Below are 12715 nucleotides of genomic sequence, written 5' to 3' on the forward strand. Positions count from 1 at the left end.
ATCAAGCTTATTGCTCAGTTTCTTCGATAAGCTCTTGCACCGGAGATGCTGGTTTGTTTTGAGCAAAACCGCGTAGGCCAACAACGTGTACGTGTTCGTGATCTTTGAAGACCTTACGAACCAGTTTGTAGGTTGTACCTTTCTCTGGACTAATGTTTTCAGGTGCTGCAATCAGAAGTTGCATACCCAAACGGTCGCACAGTTCAAACAGCGTAGAGATCGACTTAGAATCCAAACGTGCTGCTTCATCAAGGAACAACAAACGACATGGAACGATGTCTTTACTGCGAAGTCGACGAGATTCCTCTTCCCAGCTCTGAATAACCATCAATAGGATTGACTGACCCGTACCGATCGCCTCACCCGTAGACAGTGCGCCCGATTCAGCTTGTAACCAACCATCTGAACCACGGTTAACTTCAACACTCAGCTCTAGGTAGTTACGGTAATCCAGTAGCTCTTCACCCAGAACTTGCGGAGAACGTTGACCCATATCGATATGCGGGTTCACTCGTTGGAACAACTTCGCCATCGCTTCTGAGAAGGTAAAGCGCGTTGATTCAAACAAGTCTTTGTGTTGCTCTTGTTGAGTCGCTAGCCCTGATAGCAAGATCTCGTGGCTTTCACGGATCTTAACGTTCAGACGTACGCCTTTAACCTGACCAAAGTAAATGTTAGACAAACCTTGGTTCAGCATTCGAATACGGTTCTGCTCGCGCTGAATCGTTTTCTTGATGATGCTTGCTACAGACTCAGAGCTGATTGCTAGGCGATTTTCACGCTGCGTCAATTCTTCTGTTAGTCGAGCTAGCTCAACTTCCATCTCTTCGATTGCTTCAACCGGATCATCCGTGTGAATAATGTCTTGGCGAATACGCTCACGAAGGTGTTGGTAAACCGCAATGTAGAACAGAACTTTACGCTCTGGATGTGCGTTGTCTTCAGATAGACGCAGCGAATCACGCAGGTCATCATTGTCGGCTACCGCCAGACGTAGCGCACCCAGTGATTTATCCGACATAGAGCGAAGCTCGCCTGCCGTTAGATAAGCCAGTTCACGTTTGTGTAGACGACGTTCAACGTCATTCTCACGCGCTAAACGAAGTACTGAACACCAGCCTGCTTTTGCTGCAACAACGAAGGTACGAAGCTCTGTGTACTCTTTTTGAACTTTCTTAAGACGCTTAGCCAAGGCTTTCATCTCAAGTTCAGTTGATGTAATGGTACGCTCGTATTCACTCTTACGACCACGTGAAGTATGCAAACGCTCATGCAGTTCGTCACGACGACGTACAGCACGCTCTTCAGCGCCTTCATCAGCATTGACACCAAACTCTTGCAGCTCTTGTTTGAACTCTTGAACCGTTTCTTGCTTCGCTTGATGTGAGCTCTTCAGTGCTGCCAATACTTGGTTGTATTGGTTCATCTGTTCGCGAGCTTGCTTCAAGCCATCACGGCCTTTGGTTCTTGCTTGTTCTGCTTGAACCAACTTCGCTTTCAATTGCTCGCTCAGTTCGCTGCTCTTGTTTAGAAGATCAACAGAATCCGCGTAAGCAAAGTAGTGACGACGTTCGATTAAGTCAGACAGAGCAAACACTTTGCCTTTCAAGCTTTGTAGAGCTTGGTCGGCTTGTTGATATTGCGCTTCTAGTGTCTCGAACTGTTCAGGGTCTGCGTCTAGTGCAGATACGATTTGCTCTAGAGAAGTAAGCGATTTGCCGTGCGTATTCAAGTAAGACTTAGCTTCACTTAAACGCTCTAGTTGCGCTTCTAATTCAGCTAGGCGTTCAGCCAATGTTTCGTCTTCTAAAATACGAACCATTGGTGCTAATTTGTCTAGCGCACCCAACGCTTGTTTACTCTGTTGTAGCTGACTACGTTGCTGTTGCTCTTTAGAATTTAATTCAGCCAAAGAACGTACAATCTGGTTACGCTTGTCACGAGTAGACACTAGTGCCTGTTCAGGGTCATCGTTAAACGCAACGTGTAGGTGCTTAGCAACAAAGCTATTGAATGCTTGGTATAGGCGATTCAGCTTTTGTGCATCAAACGCCGCTTTCGCGTGGTTTTCCACAACAACATCACGCTCTTCACGCAATTTCTCTAATCGTTGTTCACGGGCCGCACGGCCAAACAGAGGAATCTCAGGGAAACGAGAGTAACGCATTTGGCGATCGTTCAGCTGAACACACACCGCGCCCTCTAACTCATCAGCATTGAATGAGCTGTCATCAAATGCATCGACATCGCCTTCAAGGATGTAAAGGTCATCTGGACAATCATCAAGATCCACCAGCTTCTCTTTAATACCATCAAGATCAGAGACCACAATCGCATGACGAGCAGGACCGTACATCGCACTGAAATACGGCGCATCACCAATGGTAATGTCATCGTAGATCTCAGAAAGCAGCACGCCACCAAGCGTATCCGCTAAACCTTTCAAACGAGGATCGTTAGAACCACCCGGAGAAGCTAAGCGTTCAATCTCTTGCTCAAGTTGCGCACGACGAGTCGCTAATTGATCTTTCGCGACCGCTTGAGATTTTTCGTCTTCAAGCACTTGCTGCATTTGAGTCATTACTGCTTGGCTATCTTCTAGCTCAGCGTCTGTTTGATCTCTTAGGGCTTCAAGTGCATCGTTCGCCGTGATCCACGCTGGAGCAATAGACTCAAGTTTTTGAATCTCTTGGTCGTGGTTTTGTTGCACACGACGTTGCTCACTCTTCGCTTCACGCAGCTCTTCTTGAGCGTACTCAAGAGACTCGATCTGCATTGCATGGCGTTCACGTTCTTCATCGAAAACCGCTTCGTCAGTTAGTGAGATGTTGTGTTGCTTTTGGTATTCAGTCGCAAGCTCTTTTGCTTGACGCTGCTGCGCCACATCACGAGCCATGTCGCGGTGCTGAGCACGCCACTGTTGTTCGTTTTCAACAACGTGTTTTGCGTTACGGCCTTTTTCTAAAGCTTGCTTAGCACTGTTAGACGCTTCATTACGCTCAACGTCACCAACGATGCTTTTAACAAGAGCGAGCGCTTTGTCGAACTGCGCAGACGCAGCAGAAGACATGTCTAGTTTATGCTTAGTCGACAGTAACGTTTGAATGCTTGATTCTTCTTGTGCTTTTAGCTCAGAAACCAGAGTTAATGCGCTTTCTGCAGTAATAGACTCATCACCAAGTAGCTGCTTAGTTTTCTCTAATGCTTGAACCGCTTGTTGGTATTGAAGCGCACGAGTCTGCTGAACATCCAACGCTTGTTGGTAGTCAGCAAGCTGAGTTTTCAGGCTATCCACTTCTTCTTCAGTAATGGTTGCCTGCTCTTCAGCAAGAAGTACTCGCTCTTGAGCTTCTTCAACTACCATCATCTGTTCTTCTAGACGCTCATTAAGCTCTTCTAGATCTTCACTGTAGCGAGCAATTTTCTCTTGCTGACGAAGTGCAGTTTGAACCAATTGAAGATGATCCGAAGCCGCTTGATAATCTTGCTCTAGTGCCGATTCTTGATCGACCAACAGCTCAAGCTCTTCTTGAACGCGGTTCAACAAGTTGTTTTGATCAAGCAAGGTTTCGCGAGAACCAAACAGTTCACCACGGAACTTCATCGTTTGATCAAGCTTGTTGCGACGATCGTTGGCATGGCGCATGTAATCTGCTGCCACGTAGTTCGTAGATTCAGTGATCAAGTGCTTGAACAAGTCACGATCCGACTGAGTCGTTTTGATCGCTTCTAGCGTCATGCGGTTTTCGCGTAGTGCTGATTCCATGTCTTGGAATGCTTTCTTCACGCCACCATTTTGCGGTAGAAGGTAATCACGCAGAGAACGCGTAATCGCACTAGAAATACCACCGTAAAGCGATGCTTCAATCAGACGGTAGAACTTAGAACGGTCGCTGCTGTTACGCAGTTTCTTCGGTACCACACCGTATTCAAACATCTGTGAGTGGTAATCAACAATCGAAGAAAAGGCTTTAAAGTGCGCGCCTTCGTGTTGTGCAACCGCCGCTTTCACATCGTTCAACTGGCATACGCGAGCATGGCTGTCTGAAACGTTCTGAATCAAAACATCGGTTGGTTTCACATGGCTTGGGAGGCCTTGGATAACAAACGGTTTGATGTCTACTTTCTTATCACGACCCGCTACTTGCTGCAGTTTTACTGCGAACAATAGACGCTGATTACGAGAGTTCACAACATCTAGCGCGGCATAACATGCGCCCGGCTGAAGCTTACCGTAAAGGCCTTTATCACGAGATGACTGTGAACTGCCCGCTTCCGTTGTGTTACGGAAATGCAGAAGGCTTTGGTCAGGGATCAGCGCTGTGATGAATGCCGCCATTGTGGTCGACTTACCTGCACCGTTACCGCCAGAAAGCGTTGTAACCAACCCATCAATATCAAAAGTACGCGCAAAAAAGCCGTTCCAGTTGATCATGGTTAATGATTGATACTTACCTCTTTCAATCATGCTTCACCTTCTACTTTTGTTTGTTCGCCATCGTTTGACTCAAGGTCAAAGCCGGCTTGATCGTTAAAAATGTCTTGTTGACCGTTTTCATCTACGTCTAGTTCTAGTTCTGATGCAGCTTCCGCTTGTTCTTCATTCAACAAGCTGCCTTGGTTAGGTTCTTGGGTATGAACCACAGCTTCACCATCACGGATAAGACGTAATTGCGCTTCTTTCATGTCGTCGCCAACACGAACGTCAGCGCCAAAGCGGAATACCGCTTCGCTGATACGGAACTTGCCGGTTTCACCAATCGCAATCAGCATGCCGATACGGCGTAAACGACGCAAAGAAGTACGTACTTTTTCAAAGAGCTTTTCTTTGTCTAAGTCAGAACCAGATGCGCGGTTCGTTGCTAGCTTCATGAGCTTTTTCTCATCCGCTAACGACATCAATTCATCAAACAGTTCTTGATTGGTGAAGATACCTTCATGAGCAAGACGTTCTGGGCTTAGGTATAAGAAACACAACACCTTACCAACCAGCATGTCTAATTCAGACAACACACTACGGCCAATCAGAGACGTAGAACGCGGACGCAGGTAGAAGAAACCCTCCGGCGCTTTTACCAGTTCCGTATTGTAGCGTTGGTAAAAATGCTGAAGTTCCACTTCAAAATCAGAAAGCAACGCGTGGTTGTCTAGGTCTTCTGTTGAAACATGCTTACCTGAACGCAGCATGCTATCTAGCGCAGGGAACAACGGGTTCGCTATCGCTTTTACCAGTTTCTCTGGCATGTAATCATCAGTACTTGTTAATGACATTTGCTTGTACCTTTGCACCGAAATCGTTGATTGCCTGCCAATCCGGCTGAATAGCCTGATAGTCAGACTCTGAGTAACCTAAGCGCACGGCTTGGTCGACAACAATTCTGGCTAAATCAAAATGGTGTGTGCGAGGGTGTGCTGCGAGGTAATCGCGTAACACAAGGCCAAGGTCAATTGGCGCGCCTTGCTGTTTGTGAGCTTTTAACATTTCTGCAATTCGTTCTGAAAGCAGATCATTCACTTGCTCAAATTCTTCGTACTCAACGTCGATTGGCGCTTGTCCCATCACTTCATCATCACGAAGCACGAGCGCTTCATCACGAAGATCGGTCAGCTTCTCAGCATCGGCGTAAGTCAATAACCAAGGCGCATCAAAGTAGTCTGTGACTGACTGACGCAACCGCTGGCTAAAGGCACGGTTTTTATCCATATCGATCGCGGTACGGATAAATTTGTGAACGTGGCGGTCGTAGCCGATCCACAAGTCGATTGCTTGCTGACCCCAACTGGTGATTCGGTCAAGCTTCATTTGCAAACCGAACAGGGTTTCGCCAACGAACTCGAGTTCATCGTCACCGTAAACAATTTCTTGAATATCGAGGATCTGTGTTTGCAGTTCATCACCCGCCGCTTGCAAGGTATCTTGCAATTCTTTTAGCGTCGCAGAAGTTTCTGATAGCAAAGCTTCACAGTTATTAATCGCTTCTCGCCAGTCCTTATTTAAAAGGTCGGCAATTTGCTGCTTAACGGTTTGTTGCTGCTCATCCATAACACGTTGGTTAAGATCAATCTGATCGAAAATTTCACCAACTGAATATTTGAGCACGCCGTAAACGTTCTTTTTCCAATGCCCCGGAGTTCCGCCCTTCTGCGCAGCTTCAATGGCTTTTGCCATCTCATCGGCAACCATAGAAAGCTGAATAGACAGTTTTAATTTAGAGAACTGACGGTGACGTAAGTAATAATCAGAGATACCAACGGCCAACGGTGATAAGCGGTAGATGCTCGCACCATCGGTGATTTCACTGGTAAAGCGGCTGATCAACTTCTGTTTAACTAGCTCATTGATGGCATTGTTGGCACGAAACGCAGACGCTTCGCCAGTATCTTCAAACAGTCGAGTGACAATGGTAAATGCATCGTGCAGTTCACCTTCGCCCAACTCTTCATCGAACCTTTCATTGCTTAGTACTGCGATAGCAATCAAAAATGCTAAGCGCTCTGGTGGCAAGTTTAATGAAAAATCATGCTGCTTGACCCAGCCCACCAACTCATCAATTGGCTGCTCTTCGGCAGTTTGAGTCATTTCACTCATTGTGGTTCCTGTTACTGTTCTTCGTCATATCGAACGTATTAGATATGACGCCTATTTCTTTATGACGCGGGCTTGTTACGATTGCATAGCGCATGTTGTGGCTTCTTTTACCACATTCACCGCTGCTATTGCGCAGGTTTTTGAGCCCAAACGTGAATATAACGGCCTAGTGACAGATATGGCTCTTGGCGGCATAGCTGTTTTTCTAGTTCCAATACATCTTCAAATTGGTAATCGCCCATGTACTCCATATTACCTATGTAGTCACTGAAAGAACGAATGCCTGATTTACCACATATTTCTAGACCGGCGTCTTCTATCCATTGGTAAACCTCTTCTGGCTTCAAGCCTTTTTGTGGTTGCAGCTTAAACCGTTTTCGATGTGGCATCCCATTCAATACATGAGGAATGTTGCCACAAATCACATTTTTCAGGACTAATCCGTGGTGGTTGTAAAACATTATCGAAGCAACGCCACCGGGTTTTACTTGCTCCAACAATAAATCAAGCGCCTCTTTAGGATCGGCTAACCATTCCATTACCGCATGAAACATCACAAAATCGACTTTTTCATCGAGATGTTCTGCGACTTTTTGTACCGGAGAATGGATGAATCGATACTGATCTAACAAACCCGCCTCGCTGATACTTTCTTCTGCTAGCTTCAGCATTTCAGAAGAGAGGTCACAAAGAGAAACGTTATGCCCAAGCGACGCAATTTTTTGCGACATCTGCGCAAGGCCGCCTCCAGCATCAAGCACATGCAGCGGCGAAGCTGATTGCTCAAATTTGCTCAAAGCTTGTTCTAAATCTTCCCATACGATGATCTGACGGATCTCTCCTTTGTCAGAGCCGTAAATATTTTTTGCAAATTTGTGGGCAATATCGTCGAAATTACGGTCTTCAGTCACGGCTACTTGAGTTATTATGTCCTATCGTGCCTGCTATTCTGTCACAGGAATTTCAGGAATAAAGAGGCGATGTCTCTTTTTACTACTAAGTGATGTTTTTTCGGACTATTCGGATATGTTTGAGCTGAAAAAAGTAGTGTCTTCGTTACTGATGCCACTGCCAGCAATGTTAATTCTCGCTTTTCTGGGTTTAGCCCTAGTGATGTTTACTACCAAAAGGAAGACGGGTTGCCTAATCACCCTTTCAGCCCTATGTGGTATTTTCCTAATCGCTTTCCAGCCAGTTTCTAGTCAACTTTTAATGCCAATGGAAAGGCAACACACCGCTTTTTTACCTGTCGATGAAACCGTCGATTACGTGATGGTTCTCGGAAGTGGTCACGTCGTAGACGACCAAATCCCACCAACATCAGAGCTTAGTCGCACCGGTCTAATGCGTTTAAGTGAAGGGATTCGTATTCTACGCCTTTACCCTGGTGCAAAACTCATTTTGTCTGGCTATGGCGCAGGCACTGAAGTGAGCAACGCTCGAATGATGGCCAAAGTTGCGTTGGCTCTAGGTGTCGCAAAGCCCGATATCATTCTGCTTGAAACAGCAAAAGACACATGGGAAGAAGCCCGACAAGCCGCTGCGTTCGTTAAAAATAAAAGAATGGTACTGGTAACTTCCGCTAGCCATATGACTCGCGCATTGAATGAATTCCATGCAGCTGGCATGAAGCCATTACCAGCCCCAACCAATTACCTTGCACAAGAAGGGATTGTTGAACCTTGGAATAAGTACATGCCTAAAGCTCTTTACCTTGAGCAAACTGAGCGTTACTGGCACGAAACAATGGGGTTGATGTGGCAAAGCCTGCGTGATTGGCTTGATACAAGCAATGACACCGTTGAAGAACCCATTGTTGTTCCTGAAACATCTCGCTTAGTTGAAGATGACGGTGGTATTTCTGCGGCGCAGCCTCAATAAACTCAACCGAATCAGTGAACTGAATTTTATCAGTAGACATAATCTTACCTGTAGACTTAGTCTTATCTGTAGATTCGCCAGATAGGCAAAACTGATTAACCAAGTAATTTGCAGGTTTCCAGTTCGTAAACAATAAAAGCTAAGCAATAAAAAAGCCGAGACATCAATGATGTCTCGGCTTTTTACGTTTAAATATCGTTGTTGACTGGTCATCCCGAAGGAAATCAATCACCAGCGAACATGTAACCTTCACCGTGAACCGTTACAAAAATTTGTGGATTCTTAGGGTCAAACTCCATCTTCGCACGCATACGACGGATTAACACATCGATAGTTCGATCGTTTGGAGCATCCACTCGGTGACTGATCATATTCAGAATACGTTCACGACTTAATACCTGGTTAGGATAAGAAGAGAGCGCAACCAACAGTTCATATTCAGCTTTAGTCAGTTTTACCGGTTCGCCGTTTTTGCTTAGCGCACGACGAGGGATATCAAACGTCCACTCACCAAAACGAACCACAGATTCGTCTTCAGTCTCTTCAACCTTACCTGCTGCTGTTTTACGAGCGGCAGAAATGCGCCAAAGTAGGTTTTTAACTCGAACCAATAACTCGCGAAGTTCGAAGGGTTTAGTAACGTAATCGTCAGCGCCCATTTCAAGGCCAACGATTTTGTCGATGCTATCCGTGCGTCCAGTAACTAAAATAATTCCAATGTCTGATTGACTGCGTAATTCGCGAGTTAGCATCAATCCATCTTCGCCTGGTAAGTTGATGTCCAGCATAATGAGGTCAACATTGTTTTCTTCTAACACGTTTCTCATTTGAGCGCCGCTTTCTGCTTCGCTTACTGTGTAACCTTCGTTCTGGAAGTATCCGACCAATTTACTGCGGGTTACCACATCATCTTCTACGACTAATACGTGATAGCTCATCTACACCACTTTTCTTATTTAATAGTTTCAGTGACTATTCTATTCATAACTCGTAACAATTCTAGTGGTACACAAGATAAAAGCCAGAAACATGGATCTTTTTTGATACAAGACAATCTTAAACCTTGCTATTTATCGTCCATCGCAATTCAATATAGGCATTACTACTAACGAGTAACTTTGCGTTTCGCAAATAACCTTGTTATTCAGCCTTGGTGTGCTTATGCACTAGTGACTTCAAGATGCATATAAGTAACACCACAAGACTAAATCAGGATCTAAGAAATGAAAGATACGAAAGCGTTCAACGAGCAAAGAGCAGAAATATACTGGTGGCTATCAAGCTTATTCGCTAAAGAGATCACTCAAGAAGAACTCGATCACTACCACTCTGTTGAAATTCGTTCTTTCCTAACTGGTTTAGGCGAAAATGAAACACTAAAGCCGGCGATCGATAGCCTAGTGGATGCGCTAAACCGCCTACAAACGCGTGAAGATGCTCAACTAGAATTGTCTGCAGACTTCTGTGACTTATTCTTAAAAACAGATAAGCATGGCGCACTTCCTTACGCTTCTATGTATATCGGTGAGACTGGCCTTTTGAATGATAAGCCAGCAAAAGATATGGAAGAGATCATGGCTAAGCACAACTTAGTGGTGAACCAAGACCTAAAAGAACCAGCTGACCATATCGCTATCGAACTCGACTTCCTTGGCAATTTGATCATCCGTTCTAATGAAACGGAACTTGAAGAAGAGCTAGAAAAATCGTTCATTGTTCAACAGCAATTTATCGAGCAACAACTTCTTACTTGGGTACCAAAGTTCAACGTTAAATGTCATGACGTTGACGAATTCGGTTTCTACGCATCAGTCTCATCTCTGCTACTTGCATTCTGCAAATTGGACACCCAATACCTCGCTGGTGAATAAGCTTATTGGATGACTCGTTAAATAAATTCAGAAGAATGTGACAATTCACCCGGATTTCCGGGTGAATTTTATTGCGAGTAATTTCTAGTCAGTCTAAAATTGTGACCGCAAACGATAAAATATGAAACATTCACGAAATGCTATGCTTATTATAGTTTTGAGCATTTCGGTGTTAAGACAAGCCGCTCAATAGCGGTTTTTTGTTTTTTAGCACTTTAGTACCCAAAGAGCCCTACAAATTTAAGCTCTTAGTTAGGTAGCTTAACGGCTACTTCATTCCGTACTTTGGGAAAGTAGCTTCTAATAGGATAAAACCATGGCCACTATAAAAGATGTCGCTCGCTTAGCAGGCGTATCAACAACAACCGTTTCTCACGTAATTAACAAAACTCGCTTTGTTGCAGAAGCGACGCAAGAAAAAGTAAATAAAGCCGTAGACGAACTGAACTATGCACCAAGTGCCGTTGCTCGTAGTTTGAAGTGCAATACAACCCGCACTATCGGCATGCTAGTTACTCAATCAACTAACCTATTCTTCTCTGAAGTTATCGATGGTGTTGAAAGCTACTGCTACCGTCAAGGTTACACTTTGATCCTGTGTAATACGGGCGGTATCTATGAGAAGCAACGTGACTACATTCGAATGCTTGCAGAGAAACGTGTAGATGGCATCTTAGTTATGTGTTCTGACCTAACTGAAGAACTGAGAGGCATGTTAGACCGTCACGCTGACATCCCTAAAGTGATTATGGATTGGGGCCCTGAGAGTTCTCAAGCAGATAAGATCATCGACAACTCTGAGGAAGGTGGTTACCTAGCGACCAAATACCTCATTGATCACGGTCACTCCAAGATTGCTTGTTTAAGTGGCCACTTAGACAAAGCGGCATGTGTTGAACGCATCGCGGGTTACAAACGCGCACTCAACGAAGCTAAGATTGCTGCTGATGATAACATGATCATTGAAGGTAACTTCGAGTGTGATACGGCGGTTCTTGCGGCAGAGAAAATCATTAAGATGGTAGATCGCCCAACGGCCGTATTCTGTTTTAACGACACGATGGCACTCGGCCTAATGAGCAGACTGCAAGAGAAAGGAATTCGTATCCCTGAAGATATTTCAGTGATCGGCTATGACAACATCGAGTTGGCTGAATACTTCTCTCCGCCGTTAACAACGGTTCACCAACCCAAACGTCGTGTTGGTAAGAACGCTTTCGAAATTTTGTTAGAACGCATTAAAGATAAAGACCATGAAAAGCGTGTGTTCGAAATGCATCCTGAAATTGTTGAGCGAAGCACAGTTAAAACGTTAAATTAATTGATAAATTCAGTTTAATATAATTAAGCGCACCTTTAGGTGCGCTTTTTTTATCAACAACATGAATGAACCTGGTATCATACTGGAAAGATCATTAATTGAAGCAATATCACATTTTGAAATAACAAGTGTGAGCCTCATTCAACAAAAACTTTATTCTATTCAATCAGTCACGCACAGGGAAAATCACTTGAAAGAGTGAGACGCAAAGCTTCCGGCCTAAACCACTCGTTGGTATGGTAGCGGGGTTACCGATGGCAAAATGCAGTAACTACTAATAATTTAGTAATTTACGGCTAATTGACAATTTAATTGCAACATTTTGCTAATCTCTCGGACCTGCTTATTTGGTGGCGTAGTTCAAATACACCGAGATAAATAACATGGATAAACCGATACTAAAGGATTCAATGAAATTATTTGAATCCCTAGGAAAAATAAAATCACGCTCGATGTTTGGTGGCTTCGGTCTTTTTGCTGATGACACTATGTTTGCTCTGGTTGTAAATGACCAGTTGCACATACGAGCAGACAAATGCACAACGAAACAGTTCGAACAACAAGGGTTTCAACCGTACGTCTACAAAAAACGTGGTTTCCCTGTCGTTACTAAATATTTCGCTTTACCTGAAGGCCTGTGGCAAGACCAAGAGAAAATCTTGCAGCTTGCAACGACGTCTCTGGGTTTTGCTAAAGAAGAAAAAGCTGAGCAATCTTCAGCTAAGCCTACTCGACTCAAAGATCTGCCCAACCTTCGACTCGCCACTGAGCGTATGTTGAAAAAAGCAGGGATCGATTCCGTAGAACGTTTATATGAATCTGGCTCTGTAAACGCATTTAACGCCATCAAAGAATCACATGCGTCTTCCGTCAGTATTGAACTACTTTGGGCGTTAGAAGGCGCGATCAATGGCACACATTGGTCTGTTATACCGCAGCAGCGTCGTGAAGAGCTTATCAATCGCGTCAATTAACATTGTCAGTGCAATCTATATACATAACTAAGCCGCATTTACTGCGGCTTTTTTTATTTCGAAAAAACTAGTCCTATCT

The 12715-nt window shown here is 44.5% G+C and carries 9 protein-coding genes and 1 riboswitch; of the genes, 4 read left to right on the forward strand and 5 right to left on the reverse strand.

Annotated features, from left to right (window positions below):
- Nucleotides 1-7: 7 nt before the first annotated feature.
- The 4 genes from mukB to cmoM form a co-directional block, all read right to left on the reverse strand.
- Nucleotides 8-4468: a chromosome partition protein MukB gene (mukB, locus tag M4S28_RS11920; protein WP_249631870.1), complete on the reverse strand. Its 4461-nt coding sequence runs from the start codon at nucleotides 4466-4468 to the stop codon at nucleotides 8-10.
- A complete protein-coding gene (gene mukE / locus M4S28_RS11925) occupies nucleotides 4465-5271 on the reverse strand; it encodes a chromosome partition protein MukE (protein ID WP_017083937.1) in 807 nt (268 codons plus the stop codon). Before mukE ends, mukB begins: the two co-directional genes overlap by 4 nt.
- Nucleotides 5252-6589 (reverse strand): chromosome partition protein MukF, encoded by a 1338-nt coding sequence (mukF, locus tag M4S28_RS11930; RefSeq protein ID WP_017078171.1) that lies wholly within the window; start codon nucleotides 6587-6589, stop codon nucleotides 5252-5254. The genes mukE and mukF overlap by 20 nt, the downstream gene beginning before the upstream one ends.
- Before the next feature lie 125 nt (nucleotides 6590-6714).
- Nucleotides 6715-7500, reverse strand: a complete 786-nt coding sequence (gene cmoM, locus M4S28_RS11935) for a tRNA uridine 5-oxyacetic acid(34) methyltransferase CmoM (RefSeq protein WP_017083939.1) — start codon at nucleotides 7498-7500, stop codon at nucleotides 6715-6717.
- 115 nt (nucleotides 7501-7615) lie between these two features.
- Here cmoM and elyC point away from each other — a divergent pair, with 115 nt between their 5' ends.
- Entirely contained in the window at nucleotides 7616-8470 is an 855-nt protein-coding gene (elyC, locus tag M4S28_RS11940; protein WP_029222038.1) for an envelope biogenesis factor ElyC, read from the forward strand.
- Between the two features lie 224 nt (nucleotides 8471-8694).
- On the opposite strand, the gene torR is transcribed toward elyC, so the two are convergent.
- A complete protein-coding gene (gene torR / locus M4S28_RS11945; protein WP_004736453.1) occupies nucleotides 8695-9408 on the reverse strand; it encodes a two-component system response regulator TorR in 714 nt (237 codons plus the stop codon).
- Between the two features lie 285 nt (nucleotides 9409-9693).
- On the opposite strand from torR, the gene torD reads away from it, so the two are divergent.
- The 3 genes from torD to M4S28_RS11960 all read left to right on the forward strand — a co-directional run bounded on the left by torD (nucleotide 9694) and on the right by M4S28_RS11960 (nucleotide 12636).
- On the forward strand, nucleotides 9694-10341 hold the full coding sequence (torD, locus tag M4S28_RS11950; RefSeq protein ID WP_004736450.1) for a molecular chaperone TorD: 648 nt from the start codon (nucleotides 9694-9696) through the stop codon (nucleotides 10339-10341).
- A 316-nt stretch (nucleotides 10342-10657) separates the two neighbouring features.
- Nucleotides 10658-11662 carry an HTH-type transcriptional repressor PurR gene (gene purR, locus M4S28_RS11955; protein ID WP_017078168.1) on the forward strand — a complete coding sequence of 335 codons (1005 nt, stop codon included), beginning with the start codon at nucleotides 10658-10660 and terminating at the stop codon, nucleotides 11660-11662.
- Between the two features lie 170 nt (nucleotides 11663-11832).
- Nucleotides 11833-11918, forward strand: a riboswitch (cyclic di-GMP riboswitch).
- A gap of 127 nt (nucleotides 11919-12045) precedes the next feature.
- Complete coding sequence (locus tag M4S28_RS11960) at nucleotides 12046-12636, forward strand: TfoX/Sxy family DNA transformation protein (protein ID WP_004736448.1); 591 nt, start codon at nucleotides 12046-12048, stop codon at nucleotides 12634-12636.
- Nucleotides 12637-12715 lie beyond the last annotated feature (79 nt).

Source organism: Vibrio sp. J383 (assembly GCF_023503985.1).
GTDB lineage: Bacteria > Pseudomonadota > Gammaproteobacteria > Enterobacterales > Vibrionaceae > Vibrio > Vibrio splendidus.

Coding starts and splice junctions, on each gene's coding strand:
- mukB (WP_249631870.1), bottom strand. CDS start 4,468: ATGATTGAAAGAGGTAAGTATCAATCATTAACCATGATCAACTGGAAC.
- mukE (WP_017083937.1), bottom strand. CDS start 5,271: ATGTCATTAACAAGTACTGATGATTACATGCCAGAGAAACTGGTAAAA.
- mukF (WP_017078171.1), bottom strand. CDS start 6,589: ATGAGTGAAATGACTCAAACTGCCGAAGAGCAGCCAATTGATGAGTTG.
- elyC (WP_029222038.1), top strand. CDS start 7,616: ATGTTTGAGCTGAAAAAAGTAGTGTCTTCGTTACTGATGCCACTGCCA.
- torR (WP_004736453.1), bottom strand. CDS start 9,408: ATGAGCTATCACGTATTAGTCGTAGAAGATGATGTGGTAACCCGCAGT.
- torD (WP_004736450.1), top strand. CDS start 9,694: ATGAAAGATACGAAAGCGTTCAACGAGCAAAGAGCAGAAATATACTGG.
- purR (WP_017078168.1), top strand. CDS start 10,658: ATGGCCACTATAAAAGATGTCGCTCGCTTAGCAGGCGTATCAACAACA.
- M4S28_RS11960 (WP_004736448.1), top strand. CDS start 12,046: ATGGATAAACCGATACTAAAGGATTCAATGAAATTATTTGAATCCCTA.